Origin of the sequence: Methylobacterium sp. 88A (genome assembly GCF_000376345.1) — a bacterium.
GTDB classification, from domain to species: Bacteria; Pseudomonadota; Alphaproteobacteria; order Rhizobiales; family Beijerinckiaceae; genus Methylobacterium; species Methylobacterium bullatum.
The window spans coordinates 119,679-143,230 of sequence record NZ_AQVT01000001.1; the positions used below are offsets into that span (position 1 = coordinate 119,679).

Consider the following 23,552-nt stretch of genomic DNA (forward strand, 5'->3'; position numbering starts at 1 on the left):
TGTCGTGGGTATATTAGTAAACAGAGGGTCGAATAGCCATTCTATCTATCGTGTTATGAATGAGTGACCGCCTGCATCCAGTGCTCGCCTGGTCATATTCGTGGTGGTCCGACGATACGAGCAGTGAAATAGCCTCGTCATGAGGTGTCGTCATACACCAATACAATTTATTATCAATATATTCAACCTAGGCGTGCATCGGCGCCGGGTCTTTAAAAGGTTGCGGAATGGTTTATGGATTGTTGAAATTTAGTCGGTAGTTTTGCGTCGGGGCAATATTGGCAATGCAGCATTTCGACAAGGGGCATTTGCCCGAGCCGAGTCGTCATTTTGCCGATCACTTGGCCATCCAAGCCATCTTGGTCTGTCGCGTTGCGATGGAAGTCGTTCTGATCGGGGCAGTGGTCTTTGGGGTCATGTCCTTGGTTTAATCTTAGGATCTGACCTCCCGTATATCTTGATTGATCTATGAATTGGCTATTTATCTTATTTATATAAATTCAATATTTGTTTTCGATAGCATAGGGTCTGCGCGCGTATGTTAAAATGACGATCAATCGATAGTGATTATTCATCGAGGCTGCGGCAGCCGAGCGTCATCCGACCGGTCTACCTGAGGCTGGTCGACCGTTCTACACCTCTCGACGACGGCAAGCGTCGCCGGCTTGTCGGCAAGAACCTGGAAAACATTCGTCCGCGAAAGCACTGAAATTCAAAAAACCATTTTCTTGCGAACGGCTAACTCATCTCGCTAAGACATGGCACGTCAACGTGGTTCCTCATCGGACGGGTTGACGATCCGCAGTCGAGACCAAGCTTTCGTCGTGGCTTGAGCCGGGTCTCGTTTCGCGCCGGACCGCTTTTTCCGTTCTGGAGACGATGATGACCGACGACACGCCGCGCGTCAGGTTGGACGCCGATTGGCCGCCGCCGGTCCACGCCTTCGTCCGTCGGAGCGACCGGCGTTGTACGATTCCGCCCGTCGAGCGGGTGAGGCGAGGCCCATGAGTGACGCACCCCGTTTCGGGATCTGGGCGGCCGTCCACGGCTCGCGCGCGTCCCACCACGATCCGGACGAGCCGGACGATGCCAGCTGGACGCGCAACCGGGCTCTGGTGCTGGAAGCCGAGGCACTGGGCTTCGACTCGGTCCTGGTGGCCCAGCACACGGCGAACCCTTACGACGACGAGCGCGACCAGCTGGAAGCCTGGACCGCATCCGCTGCGCTCGCCGCCCTGACCCGTCGCATCGAGATCATCGCGGCGATCAAGCCCGGGCTCTACCATCCGGTCGTGCTCGCCAAGATGGCCCTGCAGATCGAGTATGTGAGCGAGGGTCGCTTCGCCCTCAACCTCGTGAATGCCTGGAACAAGGCCGAGTTCGAGCGGGCGGGCCTGCCCTTCCCGGCCCATGACGACCGCTACGCCTATGGCCAGGAATGGATCGGCCTCGTGGACCGCCTGATGCGGGGCGAGCGCGTGACCCATGCGGGCCGGCATTTCCAGATCGAGGATTACCAGTTGCGCCCGGCCGGCACCTTCCGGCCCCGGCCGACGATCTATCTCGGCGGCGAATCCGAGCCGGCCCGCGCCCTGGCGGCGGAGCGGGCGGATGTCTGGTTCATCAACGGACAGCCTCTCGACGACGTCAAAGCCCTGATCGCGGACGTGGCGCGCCGGCCCGCCGCCAACGCGCCCCTGCGCTACGGCCTCTCCGCCTTCGTGATCGCCCGCGAGACGGATGCCGAGGCCCAGGCCGAGCATGCCCGGCTCCTCGCCCTGGCCCGGCGCGACGAGGGGTTACGGAATGCCACGAGAGCCCGGACCGACGCCGCGAGCGTGATGTTCGCCAAGACCGACGCGGCAGCGACCCAGCATGTCGGCACCAATGGCGGCACGGCGGCCGGGCTCGTGGGCAGCTACGAGACCGTCGCCGCGCGCATCCGCGCCTTTCATGACGCCGGCATCGACCTGTTCATGCTGCAGTTCCAGCCGTTCGAGGCCGAGATGCGGCGCTTTGCGAAGGAGATCCTGCCGCGCGTGCGGTGAGCCCGTGGGACGGCGGATGAGGTGCGACTTTCATCCTCCGCCCCGGGGCTGCATCGTGATGTCCCTTTTGCATGAGGCCGAACATCTATATGTCGGAGGGTCAAGCAGGAGGATCTGACGATGCCGAAGGTGTCACAGGCGCAGGCCAAGCTGAACCGGCAACGGGTCGTCGAGGTCGCCGCCGCCCTGTTCCGCGAGCGTGGGCTGCACGGCGTCGGCGTCGCCGACATCATGGCCTCGGCGGGTCTCACGCATGGCGGCTTCTACGGTCAATTCGCCAGCAAGGAGGCGCTGGCGGTCGAGGCGTTCGATCTGGCCGCCAATCAGAACTGGCGCCCCGACGATCTCGATGGATGGATGGCGAGTTACCTGACCCTCGGTCACGTTCGAAATCCGGGCGTAGGATGTCCGCTGGCGGCCATGGTCAACGACGTGTCGCGCGAGGCGCCCGGTTCTCCGTTGCGGGCGCGGTTCCTCCATGGTGCACGCGACCTGATCGAGCGCATGACGGGCCTGCTTCCCGCGGCCCTGGCGAAGCGGCGGCGGCAGCGGGCCCTGGCGAGCCTGTCGCTCATGATCGGAGCCGTCGCGCTGGCCCGCGCCATCGACGACGAGGCGCTCAGCGAGGAGGTGCTGGCGGCGGCCCGCGGCGTCCTCACCACGGGCAAGGTCGGCTGAAGAGGCGCGGGCTCAGCCCTTCCAGGCCTTGAGCGCCGCGAAGGGGCTGGAGGCCGGATCGGGCTGTGGCGGGTTGAGCACCGGCTCCACCTGGGAGACGGCATCGGCCAGGGAGAAGGCCGATCCGGCATTCAGCTTGCCGCCGGCCGCATCCTTGTGGCCGCCGCCACGGAACTTGCGCGCGCCGTCCAGCGCCGTTTCGTTGTTCGAGCGGAACGACAGCGAACCCGTGCGCTGGACATTGACCACGCGGGTCGCCCTGCCGCCCTCCATCACGAGGTCGGACACGCGCTGGAACATGCCGGAATCGAGGCCGAAGGAGAGCAGCGTCCCATCCGAGAGCCGCTGGAACAGGGCATCCGACCGGGCCAGCGCCCGGGCCATGCGCATGCGGGTGGTGAGGGTCGGGTCGTCCTGGGGCTCGTCGGCCAGGAGCGCATCCACGAGGCGACGCCGGGTCGCGGCGATCTCGGCCTCGACGCGAGCCGGCGATGCCCCTTCGAGCAACAGGGCGGAGACCGCCCGCAGCAGCGCGCTGATGAAGCGGTCATGCCAGGGATGGCCCACGGGGATCAGGGTCGCGACGTTGTCCCAGAAGATCTCGTCCAAGGCGAGGCCGCCCCGGAAGGTCGGGCGCTCCTTCTTCCACAGGTCGAGGGCATCGACGGCGGCGACAAGCGTCTTGAGTTCCTCGGTCGTCTCGCCCTCGACGTCGCGTGAGGCGTAGAGCTCCCGATGCTCGTAGGCGAGGCGGGTGGCGCAGCGGTCCTCGTCGATGAGCACGATCACGTTCGGGTCGGGGAGTTCGACCCGCGTCAGGCCGGGTCTCTCCGGCACGGGTGCGAGGGTGAGGCCCTGCTCGCGCAGCTGGTCGAGGGAGGAGGCATGGTGGTCGAGCACGATCAGCCGGTGCCGCGCGGCCTCGTCGCGACGCAGGTTCATGGAAGTGAACCGGGTGATGAAGGTGACGGCGACGGCCTCCAGGCCGAGATCCGTCATGATCAGGCATTCGGGCGCCTGGGCGCGGGACAGCCGCTTCAGTTCCGCATCGACCACCGGGCCGACATCGGCATAGCGCGGGATATGGACGATCCGCGACACGTCGAGGAAGGCACCGACGATGGTCGAGGCTCCGTAGCCGTCGAGGTCGTGGTGGGTCAGCTGGGTGACGGTCAAGGTTCGTCCTCGTGGTTCGGGTCTTCCGCTCGCCTTATGGGGCAGACGGACGGCCTCGGCGAGCCATACCACCGGGGATCGGGTGAAATTCCCCGGCGGCGGCGCGTTACGCCGCGCGACGCGGCCTCTCCGGTTCCTGCTGCGTGAGCGAGTGTTTGGCATGGCAAGCGGCTGGAGCATGCGTCCGGGGACGTCGCGGGCTTTTGCGCTCACGCTTCGAGACAACACGATCGACTCAGCTTTTCTCCTCACGGTACACGCAGGAGTCACCGTCTTCGTTCAGCCCCTGTCCAGCTTCGCAAATATAATGTCACTAAACGGCTCAGCTTGTCGGCGCATGACATCTCAAAGAAAACTCTATTGACGATGTGATTCCGAGGGGAGACGCTGCTTGTGCAAGCTTAAAGGTTTCTGAATACATTTTTCAGAACGCGTTAAAGCGCTCGTCACTAGGACCGACACCGACATAACGGTGGAGAACCATGACGATCGACGCCAGCGATATCCACGGCCCTTTCGAGGTGCTGGACGCGGGGAAGCGGGCCTCCGGCTCCCACGCCACCGGCGGCGAAGCGTCGTCTTCCGAAGCAGCGTCCTTGGCCTGCCCCGCCGCGGCCGGAGCGCGAGCCGGCATGGATACGGAATCCCGGCGCCGGATCGGACGAAACCTCCGCATCCTCTACGGCGACGTCCTGAATCTGCCGCTGCCCGACCGGTTCAAGGCCCTCCTCACCGAACTCTCGGCCAAGCCTGCTTCGCGGGAGACTTCATGATGACCAGCCTCCTTCATCCCGTCGGAACGCCCGCCGGCGCCGATTCCGAGATGCGCGATCTCCTGCTCGGCGCGATCCCGGCCCTCAGGGCCTTCGCCTATTCGCTGACCTACGATCTCGACCGCAGCGACGACTTGGTTCAGGACACGCTGGTGCGCGCCTGGACCAAGGCGGACAGCTTCGCTCGCGGCACGAACCTGACGGCGTGGCTGTTCACCATCCTGCGCAACCTGTTCTATTCCGAGCAGCGCAAGCGCAAGCGCGAGGTCGAGGATGCCGACGGGGCCCATGCCGGCCGACTGACCAGCCTGCCCGAGCAGGAGATCCGGGTGGAGATGCGGGAGTTCCAGGCCGCCCTCGACCTGCTGCCGCTTAGCCAGCGCGAGGCCCTCGTCCTCGTGGGCGCGCAGAGCTTCACCTACGAGGAGGCCGCCGAGATCTGCGGCGTCGCCGTGGGCACGATGAAGAGCCGCGTGAGCCGCGCCCGTGGCCGGCTGATCGAGACTTTGGGCATGAACGGCACCCAGGATATCGGGGCCGACGCGTTCACGCGGGCGGCGCTGGGCGGCGCCTGACGCCGCCGCGCCGGCCTCCTGGGACGGCGGCTCGGCGTATCGCGGAAGGTGCCCTTACTTGCACTCCTCGCGGGCGCGCTTCATCGCGTCACCGAATCCCGCCAGCGCGTATTCGTCGCTGGTGGAGGTGCCGCGCATGGACACCGTCTTGACTTGGACCTTGGCCAGTTTGGCCATCTCGCCGACGAGGCGGGCTTCCTCGGACGGGTTCTGCAGCCAGGCGTTCTCGTCCTTCACCACCAAGCCGTACTGCGAGGTGCCGAGGCTCAGGGTCGGATCGGAGGCTGCGGTGGCGTTGGCCTTTGCCTGGCTGGCGGCGGGCTTGGGCGGGAAGCCGAACATCACCGCGACCTCGTTCTGGACGTTGTCACCCTTGCGGATGGTCACGAACAGGTAGGCGGTGTCGCGCTTGAGGGTCTTCGGCGACCGGGCCTGGGGCTGGGCGATGGCGTAGCAGGTGCGCGACTTGCCCTGGCCGTTGGCGAAGACGTTCCAGTCGCCGAAAATGGCCACCGGCGTCGCCTGCTGCATGCCCGGCGCGCTCACCGCCTTCTTCCTCTCCCGCCCGCGTCCCCGGGATTTCGCCGGAGCCTCGGTCTCCGCGGCGGCCTCCTGCTGCGCCATGGCCGGCGACGGACCGGTGAAATGGGCTGGGCCGAGGATCGGCAGGACAGCCGCCGTGGCGCTGACGACGAGGAGGCGGCGGAGAGGATGCGGCATCGTGTTCAGGTTCTCGAATACGAAAGAAAAGCCGCCGGCAGCGCGCGCGGCGGACCTGCGTCATCGGCGGCGTTCGTCGTGGTGTCGACACATGCTGCCAAATTGTCCGGAATTGCGGCGGGACGGCATCCCGTCGGACCGGATCGAGCATCGGGGCCGCGCGCAAGAGCCCCGCAGGCCCGGAGGATTCAGGCCGGATGTGCCTCCGGTCCGAAGGTCGATCCCGCGAGGATGGCACCCATCGCCATCTCCACCCGAGGCGGCTCGGCGACCGCCACGCCGACCGTCGACAGATCGGCGATGGAGGCCGCCAGATGCGGTGCGGTGGCCGTCGCTTCCATCACGTCGCGGACGGGCAGGACGCGGGGCTTCGGGTCGTTGTAGGGCGTGTTGTAGCATTTGCGGATCGATGCCCAGAAGGCAGAGCTGTCCGCCTCGGGCAGGCGGGCCAGAACGGCATCGATCAGCGTGGTGGCTTCCGCCGCGAGGGCGGCGGTGTCTTCGGGATTCATCCAACTCTCGACGGGCATCGACATCTCCGGCGTGCTTGGTCCGAGCTTTAGGCAGGATCACATAGCTCGACCGTGAACGCATCCGCTCCGGCCGAGCTTTTTTGTCGCCCTGTGAATCACGCTGTCGCGGCTGGCGCGTCGAGCAGCGCCAGCCAGCGTGTGGCCTGCGCCCTCACGTTGTCCGGCGCGGTGCCGCCATAGCTGGTGCGGCTGGTGACGGAATTCTCCACGCCCAGCACCGCATAGACCGCATCGGTGATCCTGGGCTCCGCTTCCTGCATCTCGGAGAGGGACAGTTCCTCCAGCCCGATCCCCTTGGCGGAGGCGGCGCCGACGAGGCGGCCCGTGACGTGGTGCGCCTCGCGGAACGGCAGGCCGAGCTCGCGCACGAGCCAGTCGGCGAGGTCCGTGGCGGTGGCGTAGCCGGAGCCGGCGGCGCGGGCGAGCACCTCGGCATTGGGCTCCAGATCGCGGACCATGCCGGTCATGGCGGCCAGACACAGGGAGAGCGCCTGGAGCGCGTCGAACGTGCCCTCCTTGTCCTCCTGCATGTCCTTCGAATAGGCCAGCGGCAGGCCCTTCATCACGATGAGCAGGCCGGTCAGCGCGCCGATGACGCGGCCGGACTTGGCGCGCACGAGCTCGGCCGCATCCGGGTTGCGTTTCTGCGGCATGATCGACGAGCCGGTGGTGTAGCCGTCCGACAGGCGCACGAAGTTGAACTGGGCCGAGGTCCAGACCACCAGTTCCTCGGCGAAGCGCGACAGGTGCACGGCGCAGATCGAGGCGGCGGAGAGCGATTCCAGGGCGAAGTCGCGGTCGGCCACGGAATCGAGGGAGTTGGCGGTGGGACGGTCGAAGCCGAGCGCTTGCGCCGTGGCGTGACGGTCGATGGGGAAGGACGTGCCGGCCAGCGCCGCGGCCCCGAGCGGACATTCGTTGAGCCGCGCGCGGGCATCGCGGAACCGGCCACGGTCGCGGGCCAGCATCTCTACATAGGCGAGGCAATGGTGCCCGAACGTCACGGGCTGGGCCGATTGCAGATGGGTGAAGCCCGGCATCACGGTCGACGCATGGGCAAGGGCCTTCTCGGCCAGGGCCCGCTGCAGGCCGGCGGCCTGCTCGTCGAGGCTGTCGAGGGTGTCGCGCACCCAGAGCTTCATGTCGGTGGCGACTTGGTCGTTGCGCGAACGCGCGGTGTGCAGCCGCCCGGCGGTGGGGCCGACGATCTCGGTGAGACGGCTCTCGACGGACATGTGGATGTCCTCGAGCTCACGCTTGAACACGAAGCCGCCGCCCTCGATTTCCGCGCGCACGGCCTTGAGACCGTCCTCGATCGCTGCCACATCGGCCGATGGCAGGATGCCCGCCTTGCCCAGCATCGCCACATGCGCCAGCGAGCCGCGGATGTCCTGGGGTGCGAGGCGCTTGTCGAATCCGATGGAGGCGTTGATCTCCTCCATGATCTCGGCGGGGCCGCTCGCGAAGCGCCCGCCCCACATCCGGTTGCTCATGTCGACACTGTTCCTCTCGGCCGCCCCATCCACCCGTCGGGCGACGCAACGATGATGCCCGGAGCCAAGGCGACCCTGGCTGCGGGAGCCGTCGTCGCCGTCCTGATCGCGGGCGGTCTCGCCGTATACGGGACGCGTCCGACCGGCGGCAACAGCGAGGCTGTGGCCGAGCCGTGCCGCGGCGCTGTGGAGACGATCGCGCGCCTCGCGCCCCACGCCCGTGGCGAGGTGGCGGCCATGGAAGTCTCCAAGGTTCCCCGCCCCTCGCCGGACCTCGTGTTCAAGGGGCCGGACGGCACCGACCGGACCCTGGCCCAGTTGCAGGGCCGCCTCGCGCTGGTGAACCTATGGGCGACCTGGTGCGCCCCCTGCAAGGCCGAGATGCCGGCCCTCGACCGGCTCGAGCAGACGCTGGGGGGGACGGACTTCACCGTCGCGGCGATCAATGTGGACACGCGCAATCTCGAGAAGCCGCCGCAATGGCTGAAGGAGAATGGGATCACGAACCTCGCCTACTATGCCGATCCCGGCGGGCGGGTGCTGCCGGCCATGCAGAAGGCGACAGGTTCGCTCGGCCTGCCCACGACGATGCTGGTGGACGCCAAGGGCTGTATCCTCGGCGTGATGAAGGGACCGGCCGATTGGGGCAGCGAGGATGCCATGCGGCTGATACGAGGGGCGCTCGGCCGCGCGCCGGATTGAATCCAAGCCCAGGTGAGACCGGACCTCGCGCCCGATCATGGCGGCGGCCGATGCTCGCTCTTATCAGTGTTCGCGCCATTCAGCCTCGGTTGTGTTCAGTCTAGGAATGGACGCGACACGAATTTGCTTCTGCCGCTCAGGGCGTGGCAAGTGACGATCTGCGACGTTACGGGATCTTAAGACGATCGGTGTTCCATCCGAAATTCGGATTTCGAGGTCACCGCTTCCATGTTTCCTAAGTCTTTTTCTGTTCGAGCAAAGCTCGTCGCCAGCTTCGGAATCATGTTCTTGTTGTCGGCTGCACTTGCAGGGGCATCGCTGTATTTCCTTCGGGCGGTCAATGACATCGCGCGGGAAATGCGGGACGATCACCTGCCAAACACCGAGATGCTCGGCAGGATCCAGGTTCTCGCCCTGCGGCAGCGGGTGAGTGGCGGGCGCCTGATCAACGCGGATACGCCGGAGTTGCGCGCCAGCGCCGCCGCCACGCTCAAATTGCGGGCCGATGAGATGCGCGACGTCCAGGCCGCCTACACGCCTCGCCTGGACACGGCCGAGGAGAAGGCACTGTACAAGGCGTTCGAGACCCAATGGGTTGCCTACCTTGCGTTGCAGGACGGCATCGTCATGGAGGCGCAGGCCGGCAATCTCGCCCAGGCCCAGCGCACTTACAACACGACCATGTCGACGGGGATCAGTGCGGTGCTGACCGAGCTTCAGAAGCTCGTCACCTACGAAGCACGCGTGGCGCGCGAAAGCGGCGCCCAAGCGCAGGCGACCTATGACGGTGCGGTGATCGCGACCATGGTCCTCGTCGCCATCGCGGCGCTCATGGCTTCAGGCGCCGCCATCATGCTGGCACTCACCGTGAGCCGCCCCTTGCGCCGGATGACCTCGGCGATGGAGCTTCTGGCTGGGGGAGACACGGATATCGACGTCCCCGGCATCGATCGCATGGACGAAGTGGGCGCGATGGCGAAATCCGTCATGGTGTTCAAGGACAACATCATTCGCACACGTGCCCTGGAGGCGGAAACCGAAGCCGCGCGCGCCGGCTCCGAGGCCCAGCGCAGGGCGGTCATGCTCGACATGGCCGATCGGTTCGAGGCCGCGGTCGGCGGCATCGCCACTCAGGTCAGCGCCGCCGCCACGGAGTTGCAGGCCACGGCGGGCAGCATGAGCGCCACCGCCACGATGACCGCCCGACGCTCCGGCAATGCCGCGACCGCTGCGGACACCGCCGCCGCCAACGTCACCACGGTGGCCTCTGCCGCCGAGGAACTCGGCTCGTCGGTCCAGGAGATCGGCCGCCAGATGCAAGGCTCCGCCAGCCTCTCCCAGCGTGCCGTCATCGAGGCGGCCGAGACCGCCGCGCTCGTTCGCGATCTCAGCGAGTCCACCGCCCGCATCGGCGATGTGGTGTCCCTGATCTCGACGATCGCGGGCCAGACCAACCTGCTGGCGCTGAACGCCACCATCGAGGCCGCGCGCGCGGGCGAGGCGGGGAGGGGCTTTGCCGTGGTCGCCTCCGAAGTGAAGGCACTGGCGAGCCAGACCGCCAAGGCGACCGAGGAGATTACCGGCCAGATCGCGCGCGTCCAGGCTTCCACCGGCATGGCGGTCTCGGCGATTGCCGGCATCACCCAGCGTATCCGTGAGATCGACGACGTGTCCGCTTCCATCGCCGCGGCCGTGGAGGAGCAGGGCGCGGCGACCCAGGAGATCGTCCGCAACGTCACCGAAGCCTCGGCCGGGACCAGGGAGGTCACGCAGAACGTCAGTGCCGTGGCCTCGGCCGCCGAGGAGACGGGGGCCGCCTCAGCCCAGGTTCTCGCCTCGGCCTCGGAATTGTCGCTGCAGTTCAACCAACTCGATGCCGCGATGTCGCAATTCCTCTCCACGGTCCGGGCCGCATGACAGCGGGCGCCTGATCCGCCGTAAACCTTTCCGGTCCTGGATCATTATGCCTTCGTCGCATCGGGATCGGCAGGTGCCATAGCACGGCGGCTCTCGTCGGCGACGGCTGGGAGTGAGAACGATGCGCCTCGTGGGAATCTTGATGGCGGGGCTCCTCGGCCTCGCGCCCGCCTGCGCCGCCGACGCGCCGGCCTATCTCCTCGTCGGCCTCGATGGAAAAACCTTCTTCCTGCCCGAGGGCGGCCGGAACGGCCCCAATGGAAGCGATGCGCTGGCCATCGTCGATGTGAGCGACGAGGCCCGCCCCCGCCTCTCCCATGTCCTGCCTCTCGACAATTCCGTCTACGGGCCGCCCACCAACCTGCAGATCACCCCGGACGGACGGCTCGGGCTGGTGGCGAGTTCAGTGCTCATGCGGCAGGAGGGCGAGGCCTGGTACGCGCAGGCGGACGACCGGCTCCACGTGATCGACCTCCTCGCGGACCCGCCGCGTCTGGTGGAGACCATCCGCGTCGGGCGCCAGCCCTCGGGCCTCGCCATCGCGCGGACAGGCGATGTCGCCCTCGTGGCCAACCGCGAGGGCCGCAGCGTCACGATCCTGTCGATCGCGGGGACGAGCGTGCGCGCCGTGTCCACCGTGGATGTCGGCGACGAGGCGGCGGCTTTGGCCATCGCCCCGGACGGGCGCCGCGCGTTCGTGGCCAAGAACAAGGCGGCCAAGGTGGGTGTCCTCGCCCTCGACGGCGCCAAAGCCACCTACGATCCGGCCCTCGACCTTCCCGTCGGCCCCGGCATCTATGGCCTCGAGGTCACGCCCGACGGGCGTTTGGCGCTCGCCGCCAATACCGGCCCCGAGCCCAGCGACGGGCACGCCGACAGCGTCAGCGTGATCCGGGCCGATGCGCCGCGCCCGGTGGTGACCGATCACCTCGGCATCGGCGATACGCCCGAGACCCTGGCGATCTCGCCCGATGGCCGGCACGCGGCTGTCGCCGTGGTGCGCGGATCGAGCGCTCCGGCGAGCGGCCCCGGCTACACCCCGACCGGGGCGGTGGCGCTGCTCACCATCGATCCGTCGGGGCTCGTCCGCCGCACGGGAGAGGCCGAGGCCGGAAGCGTGACGCAGGGCATCGCCTTCAGTCCCTCGGGCACGCATGTCTATGTCGGCAATTACGTGGACCGGACCATCGGCGTCTACCGCGTAGAGGGAGACGCGGTTCACGATACGGGGTTCAGGCTGAGCCTGCCCGGCCAGCCGGCCTCGATGCGGGGGCGAGCCTGACAGTAACGCCGAGGCTGCCGTGTGCGGCTCACCTTGCCTGCGCGACTTGGTCCGGAGAACCTGCCGGTCGGACGAGATTAATCCCCGTATCGCCGGTGATTTAATTCTGAAACCCGTCTGATTTGTCGCCGGTTTTTCGGTTTCGATACAGAGAGAGGCGCGCAAGCCGAAATCACAGGCCGTGCTGGCATGCCGCCGACACGATTCGGGGAGGAATGATGCGAGATCGATACGAGGGTTCACAGCGATCGCGACGCCACGGTCGCATCGTCGCCGTTGCTCTCGGTCTGTCGTTCCTTGTCGGCCTGTCTGGAGCACGGGCCGCCATCACCGGAACGGGGGGCGGCCCCGAAACGACGATCACGGCGCCCAACACATCGACGACGGGCCAGACCGTTCCGCCGGGTGCGGTCGGCGCCCCCATCGTCGATCCCAATGAACGGACCGACCGGCAGAAGCGGCTGGACCGCGTCCTGAACGGGATATGCCGGGGCTGTTGATCGGAGAGGATCAGGCCCGGCGCAGGCGCAGGCCGAAGGCCCGCAGGGTCCCCAGCAGCAAGGCGGCGTAGACGAGGGCCCCGACGAGCCCGAGAAGCCCGAGCACCACGATCTCGCGGAAATGCGGCAGGGCCGGTACCGACCGTTCCGCGATCGGCAGACCGTAGATCGCCGTGGCGGCGAGGGCGGCGCAGGCGACGACCACGCCGATGATCGTGATGCCGAGGCCCCGGCTCGGGGCCGTCCAACCCCGGCGCCAGGCGAGCCCCACGAGGAGCGCGAGGTTCAGCCATTGGCCGATGGCGGTGGCGAGCGCCAGTCCGGTCACGCCGTAAGGGCCGGTGAGCACGATCTTGAGCGCGACGTTGAGGGCGATGGAGGCGAGCGAGGCGATGAGCGGCGTCATCGTGTCCTGGCGTGCGTAGAAACTCGCCACCGCGCTGCGCACCAGCACCACGGCGGGCAGCGCGAGGCCGTAGGCGGCGAGTACGGAAGCCGCCCGCGCGGCATCCTCGGCCTGGAAGGCTCCGCGCTGGAACAGGGCCGTCATCATCAGGCCCGGCAGGGTGAGGAAGGCGATGGTGAAGGGGGCCGACAGGGCCAGCGAGAAGCCCGCCGCCCGGTTCTGCGCCGCATGCGCGCCCGGCACATCGCCCTTGGCGATCCGCCGGCTCATCTCCGGAAGCAGCACCGTCCCCGCCGCGATGGCGATGACGCCGAAGGGCAATTGGTACAGCCGGTCGGCGTAGTAGAGGGCCGAGACCGCGCCGGTGGGCAGGAAACTCGCGATGATCGTGTCGGCGAAGGAGGCGATCTGAAATCCGGCCGAGCCGATCACCGCTGGTCCGAGGACCTTGAAGAACCGCGTCATCGCCGGATCGCGCAGGCTCGGCTTGCCCATCCCCGGCGCGATGTCCGCGCGCCGGCAGGCGAGCCAGACGAGGCCGAACTGCAAGATGCCGGATACGGACACGCCCCAGGCGGCGGCGTAGGCGGCGTTCGGGAAGAATCCCGCCAGGGCCAGGGCCGCCAGCATCGAGAGGTTGAGGAGGACCGGTGCGCCCGCCGCCACGGCGAAGCGCCGATGGGCATTGAGGATGCCCGACAGCAGCGTCACCAGGGTCATGAACAGGAGATAGGGGAAGGTGATCCGCGTCAGCGAAACGGCCAGATCGAAGCGGAGGGGATCGTCCGAGAAACCCGGTGCCAGCGCGCGCACCACCCACGGCATCGCCGGCAGGGCGACGGCCAGGAGAACGATCTGCGTGAGCAGCATCAGGGTGAAGATGCGGGTGGCGAAACGCTTGGCCGCGCCGTCCTCGCCGGTCTCGGAGAGGCCGGCATAGGCCGGGACGAAAGCGGTGTTGAACGCCCCCTCGCCGAAGATGGCGCGGAAATGGTTCGGCAGCCGGAAGGCGACCACGAAGGCATCGGCCACCGGACCGGCACCGAGCACGGCCGCCATCACCACGTCGCGGGCAAAGCCGGTGACGCGGGACACCAGCGTCCAGCCGCCGACGGAGAGGATGCTGCGGATCATGATGGGATCGATCTCGACGTCGCGATCCCTCCCCCCTTTGCGGGGGAGGGTGGCCCGCGAAGCGGGTCGGGAGAGGGGAACGCGTTATCCGGAGGGGCCGACCCCTCACCCGCCTGCTCCGCAGGCACCCTCTCCCGCAGAGGGGAGAGGGATCGGACGCACGTCCGACAAGGTGGACACGACAGCGCCGCAGATCGGGAGACCCGCGGCGCCGGAATCGAAAAGACTTACTTGGAGGCTTCGCCGTAGAGCTTCTCGACGTATTCCCAGTTCACCAAGTTCTCGATGAACGCCTTGAGGTAGTCGGGGCGGCGGTTGCGGTAGTCGATGTAGTAGGAGTGCTCCCACACGTCGACGCCGAGGATGGGCTTCGCGCCATGCACCAGCGGGTTCTCGCCGTTGGGGGTCTTCAGGATCGCGAGCTTGCCGTCCTTGACCGCGAGCCACGCCCAGCCCGAGCCGAACTGGCTGACGCCAGCCTGGATGAAGTCCGCCTTGAACTTGTCGAAGCCGCCGAGATCCTCGTCGATCTTCGCGGCCAGGGCCGCCGGGGCCGCGCCGCCGCCATTGGGCTTCATCCAGTTCCAGAAATGGAGGTGGTTGAAGTGCTGGCCGGCATTGTTGAACAGCGGCTGGTTGGTGCCGTAGGACGCCGTGACGATCTCCTCGACGGTCTTGCCTTCGAGACCCGTGCCTTCGAGCAGCTTGTTGCCGGTATCGACATAGGCCTTGTGGTGCTTGTCGTGGTGGAACTCGAGGGTCTCCTTCGACATGTAGGGGCCGAGCGCGTCGTAGGCGTAGGGCAGTTCGGGCAGGGTGAAGGTCATCGGCAGGTCTCCCGGGTCTGGTGGCACAGGATGGCGGGTCTCGCTCCGAGGGATGCGAGGGTCGTGCCGTCATCCGGCCAACGCGCTCGTACCTAAGTCGCTCCTCCGCCAAGGGCAACGGGCGTCCGATATCGAACGGTGAACGGGGATTTCTCCACGGATCGATTTTGCAAAACCCGGGCCGGGCCTTACTGTGCGCGCCGCACTTCCTACGTGCAGGCGTCATCTAGAGAGTTCCATGATCCTCGCGCTGTTCGCGCTCGCCGTCGTCATGATCGTCGGCGGCATTGCTTCCGTCGTCCAGGGCTTTCCCTATGTCAGGCTGGAAAGCGGATGGACGATGACCATCGCGGGCGCCGCCACGGCCTCGTCGGGCGCGCTCCTCCTCGGTCTTGCCGTGGTCGCCACCTACCTGAAGCGCCTGGAGCGGGTCCTGCTGGAGCAGGGGGCCGGGCTCGGCGTCGATCCTTCGGTGTTCGAGGCACGGGGCCGGATCGAGCCGCCGGAGCTCGGCGCGGCCGATGGGGCGGAGGAGGCGGTCTCCCCCGGGCGGCAGCGCCCGAGCGCGGTGGAGCTCGCCGAGCCGAGGCTGCCGTCGCCGCCCCGTTTCGCCGACGATGCCGCGCCCGCATTGCCCCTCGGCAGCGACCCGGCATCGCCCCTCCTGCCGGATCTCCTGCCCGATCCGCCGCCGCCCCCCGTCGAGGACGCCCGGCAGAGCCCGATCCGCGCGGTCGAGCCCGATTCCGAGGCGGCACCGGCGCGCCGGATCAAGCCGAACAAGCCGCCGCGGGCGGTCAAGCCGACGGCCATGGTCGATACGGTCATTCCGGCACCGGAGCCCGCGCCCATTGTCGCGGACGCCCCCCCGGCGCCTGTCGCGGTGCCTCCATCGCCGCCCCGCGAGGCCGATCGGGAGGAGCCCCTGGGCCTGCGATCGTCCGTCGTGGATGAGCCGGAGACTGCGCCGGAGCCCGTGCCCGCCCCGCCGCCGCCCGAGGAAGCCAATCCGGCCACGAGCCCCGCCAAGGGCGGTCTTGCGGTGGTGGGCACTTACGCCTCCGGTGGCAACACCTACGTGATGTACTCGAACGGCTCCATCGAGGCGGATACGCCGCGCGGCCAGTTCACCTTCGATTCTCTCGACGAGCTCAAGGCCTTCGTCGAGGCGGGCGGCGAAGAGGGGGCCGCCCGCGGCGCGGCGTGACGCTCCGTCAGGCCAGCGGGTTCAGCCCCTCGGTCCGGGCGGGCAGCGGCGCCGTCATGGTCAGGCGAAACCCTTCGGGCGGATAGCTCGTGGCGATGTCGGCACGGACCTGGGCCGTGAGCACGCGCTGTAGCAGGCGTGAGCCGAAACCCTGGCGGGTCGGCGGTCGCACCGGGGGCCCATCGGATTCCGACCATTCGAGATGCAGCGTCTTGCCGCCCGCATTCTCCGTGACGTTCCAGGTGATGGTGACCCGTCCCTCCTGCGTCGAGAGCGCGCCGTGTTTCGCCGCGTTGGTGGTCAGTTCGTGGATCGCCATGCCGATCGGAACCGCGATCTCGGAGGCGAGGTCCACCGGTGGCCCGTCGAGCACGATCCGCCTCGCGCCCGGACCGTCCGAGGCACCGTCGCCATAGGGTCTGAGCTCGTTCTCCAGGAGGTTGCGCAGGGAGGCGGTCTGCCAGGTATCCTCGGTGAGGACCGAATGGGTATGGGCGAGCGACATGATCCGCCCGACGAAAGCCTCGTAGAAACTCTCGATGCTCGACGCCGTGCGGGCGGTGGAGCCGACGATGGCCTGGACGGTCGCCAGAGTGTTCTTCACCCGGTGGTGCAATTCGCGGATCAGCAGGGCCTGCCGCTCTTCGGCGATCCTGCGTTCGGTCACGTCGGCGACGACGCCGATGAGCCTGCGGGGGAGGCGGTCGGGGGCGTCGCTCTCGAAACGCCCGGCCATGTCGATGATGCGCCACGCGCCGTCATGCGCGCGTTGGATGCGGCCGCTGGCCTGAAGGGTGGAATCCTCGCGCAGAGCCGTCGAGATCGCCCGGCGGAACGCGGGGCGGTCGTCGGGATGGAGGACGGTACTCAGGAATTCGCGCTTGCCGAGTGCCCCCTCCTCGGGGCGACGCCCGAAGATCGCGAACATGCGCTCGTTCTCCCAGACGGCCTGATCGTCCAGCATGTGCCATTCGAAGATGCCGAGTTCGGCCAGCGACGTGGCGATGCGCAGGCGCTCCTCGCTCTCGCGGAGGGCGTCGCGCGCGCCCACCCGCGTCGTCACGTCCTGCAGCACGCCCACCACGATTCCGGACCGGTCGCCCACGGCACCGATCGCCTGCCCCCTGGCACTGACCCGGATCTCGATATCGTCGCCCGCGCGACGCAGGCGGGCCTCGATGGCGAAGGGGGTGCCGGCGCGCATCGCCGCACGGGCGGTCGCCTTCACCCTCTCCACCTCGGGTGCCTCCATCAGGCCAGCGACCTGCGGCCAGGTCAGTGACGTACCGGGAGGGAAGCCGAGGATATGGGCCGCCCGCCGCGACACTCTGAGGAGCCCGTCCGCAAGATCGATCCGCCATTCTCCGAGCCCGGCGGCGGTGAGGGCGGCGCGGTTCTCCTCCGAGCGCACGATGTCGTCGGCGTCGACCCGTTCCACTACGAAGGTTCGAAGGTGGCCCTCATCCGTGGCCGCCGAAGGTCGGATGCGGACGTCCAGGGGCGTGCCGCTCGTGGTGGTCCAGCGCCGGATGCCGGCGGAGAGCACGTCGGGATCGTCTCCGAACACGGTGACGGGTTGGCCCGGTAGGCTTCCGGCTTCGTATCCGAGCAGGGTCGTCAGGAACCGGTTGGCATCGTAGATGCGATTCGTGGCGGGATCGACGATCACCAGGCCGATCCCGGCCTCCTCGAAGCCGCGCCGATAGGGGTCGGCCGGGGAGCGCGCATCCCCTGGCTCTGGCGATCCTCGATCAGATCCGCTGCCCACTCCGCACCCTCACTCGGCGGCGCCCCGGACTCGTATGGGGCATCATCGCTCGATCCGGTAACCCCGGATGCTCGTTGCCTCGGCATCTGAGGTCGCAACGCTCTGCGCCGCAAGGGCTTACGACGAAAAAGCAGTGCTGGACCGCACCCGTTCAGCCGAGGCGGCGGAACTCCAGGTAGGTCGGGCCACGGCCGGCCGCGATCGCCTTGGCCTCGTAGCGGGTGCCCGGCCATTCCGGGAAGGGTCGCGTCCAATCGGCCGCCGCTTCGGCGGTCCAGTCGAGGGCATCGCACCGGGCCGCCCGCACCAGGGTCCAGCCCGCATAATCGTCGATGTCGCTGGCAAAGCGGAAGACGCCGCCGGGCTTCAGGACCCGGGCGATCTCGGCCAGTGTCTCGTCCGAGACGAACCGCCGCTTGCGCTGGCGGCGCTTGGGCCAGGGATCGGGATAGAGCAGGTAGACGCGGGCGAGGCTCGCATCCGGAATGGCGGCGAGGAGCTGCGTGGCGTCCTCGTCCCAGATCCGGACATTGGCGAGGTCGCCGTCATCCACGGCCCGCAGCAGCTTGACGACGCCGTTGACGAAAGGCTCGGCGCCGATGATGCCGACCTGCGGGTGGCGCGTAGCCTGGGCGGCCAGATGCTCGCCGCCGCCGAACCCGATCTCGAGCCAGACCTCGTCCACCGGATGGGGGAAAAGCGCGGGCAGGTCGAGCCTCGCACCTTCCGCCGGCTGCGCGACGCGCAGGCGCGGCAGCAGATCGGCCAGACGTTGCTTCTGTCCGGCCCGCAGGCGCTTGCCCTTGCGCCGGCCGTAGAAGGCGCGGTCCGCGCCCTCGATTGCCGTCCCGCCCTCGTCGGGCGGGAGTTCATCCCGCCCGTACGCCACGGGTCAGGACAGGGCCGACTTGAGCTTGTCGGCGAGGTCGGTGCGCTCCCACGAGAAGCCGCCGTCATCCTCGGGCTTGCGGCCGAAATGGCCGTAGGCGGAGGTGCGGGCGTAGATCGGCTTGTTGAGGCCGAGGGCGAGGCGGATGCCGCGGGGAGAGAGGTCGAGGGCATCCATCAGCACGGTCTCGAGCTTGGCCTCGTCGACGGTCCCGGTGCCGTGCAGGTCCACGTAGATCGAGAGCGGCTTGGCGACGCCGATGGCGTAGGCGAGTTGGATCGTGGCGCGGGTGGCGAGGCCGGCGGCCACCACGTTCTTGGCGAGGTAGCGCGCGGCGTAGGCCGCCGAACGGTCGACCTTGGTCGGATCCTTGCCCGAGAAGGCGCCGCCGCCATGCGGTGCCGCGCCGCCATAGGTGTCGACGATGATCTTGCGGCCGGTGAGCCCGGCATCCCCGTCCGGGCCGCCGATGACGAACTTGCCGGTGGGATTGACGTGCCAGACGGTCTCCTCGCCGACCCAGCCCTGGGGCAGGGCCGCCAGGATGTAGGGCTCGACGATGGCGCGCACGTCGGCGGAATCGAGGGTTTCGTCGATGTGCTGGGTGGACAGCACGATCTGGGTGACGCCGACCGGACGGCCGTTCTCGTAGCGGACGGTGACCTGGCTCTTGGCATCGGGGCCGAGCTTGGCCGCATCGCCCTGCTTACCCTTGCGGGCGTCGGCCAGATCCTTGAGGATCTTGTGGGCGTAGTAGATCGGCGCTGGCATCAGCTCGGGCGTCTCGTCCGAGGCGTAGCCGAACATGATGCCCTGGTCGCCGGCACCCTCGTCCTTGTTGCCGGACGAATCCACGCCCTGCGCGATATCGGCGGACTGGGCGTGGAGGTGGATGGCGATGTCGTTGTTCTTCCAGTGGAAGCCCGACTGCTCGTAGCCGATGTCCTTCACCGCTTCACGGGTGAGGTGCTCCAGGTGCTCGAAGGTCACGGAATCCGGGCCGCGCACCTCGCCCGCGATGACGATGCGGTTGGTGGTGGCCAGGGTCTCGACCCCGAGGCGAGCTTCCGGCATCGCAGAAATATAGGCATCCACGATGGTGTCCGAGATCCGGTCGCAGACCTTGTCCGGATGGCCTTCGGAGACCGACTCGCTGGTGAACAGGTAGTTGGAACGCGGCATCTGAGGCCCCCCGGTTTCGGGTTCGCCTCGGCAGCGTTCGACCCGGTCTTCGGAACGGAGAGCTTCTGGCACTCCCTCCTCAGGCGGTCAAGATGACAAACCGAACGTATCCGCTAAAACGAACGAATCATACTGTAGATCAGCCGTTCAGCTTCTCGTCGAGGGCATGGATGGCAGCGGCGAACTCGCGGCGGTTGGCGTCCGAGAAATGCTCCGTCACGTGCTTGGCGACGACATCGACGAGACCGCTCCACGCGGCCTGCGCTCCATCCTGGGGTACGAAGGCCTGCTGGGGTGCCTCGCTCAGCCCACGGGGCGGGGCGTCGTCGCTACAGTTCATGCCATCGAAGAAGTAATCGATCGGCATGCCGGTCATGCGGCTTAGAATCTCGAGATGGATCGCGCTGATGCGGTTGATGCCCTTCTCGTACTTCTGGAGTTGTGCCGCAGACATGCCGAAGCTCTGGGCGACACGTTTCTGGGTCAGGGCGGATTTCTTCCTTTGCTCGGCGATGCGCATGCCGACATGGACATCGCGTGCATCGGTCTTTTGCCCAGCCATGTCAGATCCCGTCCAGTCTCATGAGCTTTGCCGCGCACCTTGCCCTCGGGCGGATCCTCGACGCTCATGCTTCTTATGGTCGCTGTTTCTTCCACGTTCCCTTGTTCAACCCAACCCGAAAAAGACGGCACGGCCGCACTATTCCACGCCCTTGCCCGGCATTCGGCCGGGAGACGGGCGATCGGTCGAGGATGGGGTGATGGTGGCGTCCCCGGCAGGTCTCGAACCTGCGACCCCAGGTTTCATCCCACTTCGGCTTCCGCCGCCGCCCCTTGCCGGAGCGTTCGTGGTCTGGACTATCCCTTCGCCATGGATCGATCGGGAGTGACCCTTCGCGATCTTTAGGCGCCGCCCGTCTAGTCTCTACACCTTCCCCGGATGGCTCCGGGGCTTGGCTCGGGATCGGCCGGACCAGCAAGCGTGCGGGCCGTGGGCGTTCCCCGAATTTGAGCGGATCCGCCGCGTGGTTTCCCCTCGCGACGCCCAATTGAAGTTTAGGAAACCTGTGCTCTGTCCAGCTGAGCTACGGAGACTCACCAAGCGTTTCCCTAGCATCATCGGACGGGGAGGCCAACCGGCGCTTGGAGCGGCAGTTTCAGGCCACCTTGCGCCGCAGCCACCGGCGCGCCTTCTGCGCGCGGGCGAACCATTCCGGATGGCTGCGCAGCCAGACCTTCGAGGCCTCGGCTCCCGCGATCGCGTGCTTCACCAGGCGGCCGCGCAGGGTCACGACCTCGTAGAGCTCGCTCAGGTCACGGGTCTGAACGCCGAAATCGGATTTGTAGGGCATCACGCCGACGGTGAAATCGAAATAGCCGAGCCCCTCGGCGCGGGCCCAGCGCAGGGTTTCGGCGACGATGTGCAGGCCCGGCGAGGTGTTGCGCCAGGCCTCTCCCGCCATGGTCAGCAGGATACCATGGAAGGTCCCGCCATGGACGAGGCCGTAGGCGCAGGCGATCCATTCCCCATCGACCGCCAGTCCGAACAGGCGGACCGGTCCGCCGACGAGGCCCCGATGGGCGCACTCACGGTAGAACGCCTCCACATCGGGCCGCGAGAGCAGGTTGAACCGGCCGATCTCGGCGAAGCGCGAGCGGCGCTGCTCCACCAGCGCATCGAAGATCCGGTCGATCTCCTCGGCGCTTCGCGCCTCCACGAAGGTGACGGTGCCCGCCCGCTCCAGTCGCCGGCGCAGCTTGGCCATGTCCTTCAGGGTGCTGGGACGGCACAGGCGCGCGAGCAGCGTCTCGGCGTCGCCCTCGATGGCGACGCCCGAGGCCTGCATGTCCATCCGGCTGCAGCCGGGCAGGGTGGCGAAGGGATTCGGCCGGCCGGTCACGTCGTCGGGGATGCGGCTGATCTGGATCAGGTCGGCCCGGGGGAGCACGTCGCGGATCGCCCTCCAGGCCTGGGCCATCTCGTCGGCGGAGAGGTCGATGCCGGGGGCGAGGATCGGTGCCGCATAGTCGCAGACGCCGAGATCGAGCCAGGTGATCGTCCGGTAGCCGCGAAGGCGCAGACGTGCCAGCGGCACCAGCATGACCGAACGCCCGTTGGCGTCGGTCACCTCGACGATGACCGGCTCGGCCTTGGAGGCGGTGCCCAGGCGCTCGACGACGGCCGTCGCCCAGTCGAGGCGCTGATAGGCCGTGGCGGTGCCATCAGATTCGAGCCTGCTCCAGAGATGGGCGACCGTCGCCATCGTCGTGTGGAGGCGCGCCTGGTAACCGCCGAGGGAGGTGGGGCGCGTCGGTGCGGGGACGTCTTGGATCACGCTCATGACTGGGATGTCCTGGCTGTCGCAGCGCGGCGAGACACACCCGCGCGCGCATCCGACGTGTCGGGATGGATGGTGCGAGGAGCCTCGCGGAAGGGGAGGCGGGTCATCGGCCGACCCCCGCCTCGGTATCGCGGCCGAGGTCGGACCGCATCCGAGGCAGGACGGAGCGCCAGGGCTTCAGCATCCACAGGCAACCCGCCAGGACCACGACTTCCGAACACAGGACGCCGAAGAGCGACCAGGCCGGCTGAGCCACCAGCAGCAGGCCGATCACGGCGACGGCGCCGATTCCTACGCTCACGCCCGCGATGACCGAGAGGGGACGGAAGTCCTGCATCGTCTCCATCAGCACCCGCATCGGCGCGTGGATGAGCGAGACCGTGACGATGGCCCAGGCCGCCACCGCGATCAGCGTCATCGGCGCCGCCGTGAACTGGCCGGCGAACAGCTTGTGCTCGATGAGTTCGAGCGCCCAGAGGATGATGGCGCCGTAGGCGATGCAGCCGAGCCCGAGGAGGCCGGAGCAGATGAAGGCGAAGCGGCGGGCGAGGGTAAATTCGCCCCGGGCGAGATGGCCCGCCACCTCGGGCTGGACCATGTTGATGAGGGCGGATGCCGAGAGCCGCAGGGGTGAGAACAGCACGAAGGTGGCGGCCATCGGCGCATAGGCGGCCGGCCCCGCGATGGCGGCCACGAGAAGGCTCTGCCCCTGGCCCTGGACATTGGCGGTGGTGACGTTGACCAGCGACCACGACAGGGTCGGGATCATGGCCCCGTAGCGGCGGCGCACCGAGCGGCCGAGGCTGAGCCGGATCGGTTCCCGCAGCAGGGCCAGCGATGCGACGATGCCGAGGCCGTTGGCGCAGGCCAGGGCGAACAGGGTCTCGTCGAGGCTGGGCGCGCCCTGGAAATGGATCATCGCCACGGTGAAGGCGGTGCCCGAGAGGGCGAAGACCACGTCTCCCAGCCCCGAGATCGCCGGCCGGTGCTTGGCGAAGAGCGCGAGGCGGAGATAGCTGCGGAGCGACCAGAGGCCGACGAAAAGGCTCCCCGCGAGGGCATTGATGTCCGAGGTCGCCATCAGCGCCGCGCAGACCCCGGCCCCGATCGTCGCGGAGAGGATGACCGCCACCGTACCGAAGGTCACGTCGAACCCGCGCGCCGCGCGTCGTCCGGCGCGCGGCGGAATCGCGATGGTGGCCGGCACGCCGGCCAGCGACCGGATGTAGGTGAGCGCCAGCCCTCCCACGAGGAAGAGGATGGCGAAGCGTCCGTAATCGTGCGGGCTCAGGCTTCGCGCGAGGACGATGTTGATCCCGAAATGGAAGGCGCTCTGGGTGACTTCGCCCCCCAGCATGAGGATGAAGCGGCGCGCGAGGCGGTTCAGACCGTGCATGACG

20 protein-coding genes are annotated in these 23,552 nt (G+C 67.8%); 8 read left to right on the forward strand and 12 right to left on the reverse strand.

Annotated elements, in window-relative coordinates:
* The first annotated feature begins 1,004 nt into the window (after nt 1-1,004).
* Together A3OM_RS0100565 and A3OM_RS0100570 are read left to right on the forward strand one after the other, a co-directional pair.
* Entirely contained in the window at nt 1,005-2,048 is a 1,044-nt protein-coding gene (locus A3OM_RS0100565; protein ID WP_018041780.1) for an LLM class flavin-dependent oxidoreductase, read from the forward strand.
* A 120-nt stretch (nt 2,049-2,168) separates the two neighbouring features.
* On the forward strand, nt 2,169-2,726 hold the full coding sequence (locus tag A3OM_RS0100570; protein WP_018041781.1) for a TetR/AcrR family transcriptional regulator: 558 nt from the start codon (nt 2,169-2,171) through the stop codon (nt 2,724-2,726).
* Nucleotides 2,727-2,738: 12 nt separating this feature from the next.
* Here A3OM_RS0100570 and A3OM_RS0100575 read toward each other — a convergent pair whose 3' ends face one another.
* On the reverse strand, nt 2,739-3,902 hold the full coding sequence (locus A3OM_RS0100575) for a hypothetical protein (RefSeq protein WP_018041782.1): 1,164 nt from the start codon (nt 3,900-3,902) through the stop codon (nt 2,739-2,741).
* 482 nt (nt 3,903-4,384) lie between these two features.
* Between A3OM_RS0100575 and A3OM_RS26245 the strand changes: the two genes are divergently transcribed.
* Nucleotides 4,385-4,675, forward strand: coding sequence for a NepR family anti-sigma factor (locus A3OM_RS26245; protein WP_018041783.1), 291 nt, complete (start codon nt 4,385-4,387; stop codon nt 4,673-4,675).
* Nucleotides 4,675-5,250: a sigma-70 family RNA polymerase sigma factor gene (locus A3OM_RS0100585; protein ID WP_018041784.1), complete on the forward strand. Its 576-nt coding sequence runs from the start codon at nt 4,675-4,677 to the stop codon at nt 5,248-5,250. The genes A3OM_RS26245 and A3OM_RS0100585 overlap by 1 nt, the downstream gene beginning before the upstream one ends.
* A 54-nt stretch (nt 5,251-5,304) precedes the next feature.
* On the opposite strand, the gene A3OM_RS0100590 is transcribed toward A3OM_RS0100585, so the two are convergent.
* From A3OM_RS0100590 to argH, 3 genes are all read right to left on the reverse strand, one after another.
* Nucleotides 5,305-5,970 carry a hypothetical protein gene (locus A3OM_RS0100590; RefSeq protein WP_018041785.1) on the reverse strand — a complete coding sequence of 222 codons (666 nt, stop codon included), beginning with the start codon at nt 5,968-5,970 and terminating at the stop codon, nt 5,305-5,307.
* Between the two features lie 188 nt (nt 5,971-6,158).
* Entirely contained in the window at nt 6,159-6,482 is a 324-nt protein-coding gene (locus A3OM_RS0100595) for a hypothetical protein (protein ID WP_018041786.1), read from the reverse strand.
* 116 nt (nt 6,483-6,598) lie between these two features.
* The gene (gene argH, locus A3OM_RS0100600; protein WP_018041787.1) at nt 6,599-7,996 is read right to left on the reverse strand and encodes an argininosuccinate lyase; all 1,398 of its coding nucleotides are present in this window, start codon (nt 7,994-7,996) and stop codon (nt 6,599-6,601) included.
* A gap of 54 nt (nt 7,997-8,050) precedes the next feature.
* Between argH and A3OM_RS0100605 the strand changes: the two genes are divergently transcribed.
* The 3 genes from A3OM_RS0100605 to A3OM_RS0100615 all read left to right on the forward strand — a co-directional run bounded on the left by A3OM_RS0100605 (nt 8,051) and on the right by A3OM_RS0100615 (nt 11,897).
* Nucleotides 8,051-8,698, forward strand: coding sequence for a TlpA disulfide reductase family protein (locus A3OM_RS0100605; protein WP_018041788.1), 648 nt, complete (start codon nt 8,051-8,053; stop codon nt 8,696-8,698).
* Between the two features lie 228 nt (nt 8,699-8,926).
* Nucleotides 8,927-10,615: a methyl-accepting chemotaxis protein gene (locus A3OM_RS0100610; RefSeq protein WP_026175586.1), complete on the forward strand. Its 1,689-nt coding sequence runs from the start codon at nt 8,927-8,929 to the stop codon at nt 10,613-10,615.
* Between the two features lie 121 nt (nt 10,616-10,736).
* Nucleotides 10,737-11,897 carry a hypothetical protein gene (locus tag A3OM_RS0100615; protein WP_018041790.1) on the forward strand — a complete coding sequence of 387 codons (1,161 nt, stop codon included), beginning with the start codon at nt 10,737-10,739 and terminating at the stop codon, nt 11,895-11,897.
* Nucleotides 11,898-12,407: 510 nt separating this feature from the next.
* On the opposite strand, the gene murJ is transcribed toward A3OM_RS0100615, so the two are convergent.
* Nucleotides 12,408-13,937: a murein biosynthesis integral membrane protein MurJ gene (gene murJ / locus A3OM_RS0100620; RefSeq protein WP_018041791.1), complete on the reverse strand. Its 1,530-nt coding sequence runs from the start codon at nt 13,935-13,937 to the stop codon at nt 12,408-12,410.
* Between the two features lie 227 nt (nt 13,938-14,164).
* Nucleotides 14,165-14,764, reverse strand: a complete 600-nt coding sequence (locus tag A3OM_RS0100625) for a superoxide dismutase (RefSeq protein ID WP_018041792.1) — start codon at nt 14,762-14,764, stop codon at nt 14,165-14,167.
* A gap of 238 nt (nt 14,765-15,002) precedes the next feature.
* On the opposite strand from A3OM_RS0100625, the gene A3OM_RS0100630 reads away from it, so the two are divergent.
* Entirely contained in the window at nt 15,003-15,971 is a 969-nt protein-coding gene (locus A3OM_RS0100630; protein WP_018041793.1) for a hypothetical protein, read from the forward strand.
* Between the two features lie 7 nt (nt 15,972-15,978).
* Here the strand turns inward: A3OM_RS0100630 and A3OM_RS0100635 are convergent, their stop codons facing one another.
* The 6 genes from A3OM_RS0100635 to A3OM_RS0100660 form a co-directional block, all read right to left on the reverse strand.
* Nucleotides 15,979-17,739: an HWE histidine kinase domain-containing protein gene (locus tag A3OM_RS0100635; RefSeq protein WP_026175587.1), complete on the reverse strand. Its 1,761-nt coding sequence runs from the start codon at nt 17,737-17,739 to the stop codon at nt 15,979-15,981.
* 151 nt (nt 17,740-17,890) lie between these two features.
* Nucleotides 17,891-18,628 carry a tRNA (guanosine(46)-N7)-methyltransferase TrmB gene (gene trmB / locus A3OM_RS0100640; protein ID WP_018041795.1) on the reverse strand — a complete coding sequence of 246 codons (738 nt, stop codon included), beginning with the start codon at nt 18,626-18,628 and terminating at the stop codon, nt 17,891-17,893.
* Between the two features lie 3 nt (nt 18,629-18,631).
* Entirely contained in the window at nt 18,632-19,810 is a 1,179-nt protein-coding gene (gene metK, locus A3OM_RS0100645) for a methionine adenosyltransferase (protein WP_018041796.1), read from the reverse strand.
* A 139-nt stretch (nt 19,811-19,949) separates the two neighbouring features.
* Nucleotides 19,950-20,372, reverse strand: a complete 423-nt coding sequence (locus A3OM_RS0100650) for a helix-turn-helix transcriptional regulator (RefSeq protein WP_018041797.1) — start codon at nt 20,370-20,372, stop codon at nt 19,950-19,952.
* A gap of 595 nt (nt 20,373-20,967) precedes the next feature.
* Entirely contained in the window at nt 20,968-22,152 is a 1,185-nt protein-coding gene (locus A3OM_RS0100655) for a GNAT family N-acetyltransferase (protein WP_018041798.1), read from the reverse strand.
* 103 nt (nt 22,153-22,255) lie between these two features.
* Nucleotides 22,256-23,548, reverse strand: a complete 1,293-nt coding sequence (locus tag A3OM_RS0100660; protein ID WP_018041799.1) for a hypothetical protein — start codon at nt 23,546-23,548, stop codon at nt 22,256-22,258.
* Nucleotides 23,549-23,552: the final 4 nt, after the last annotated feature.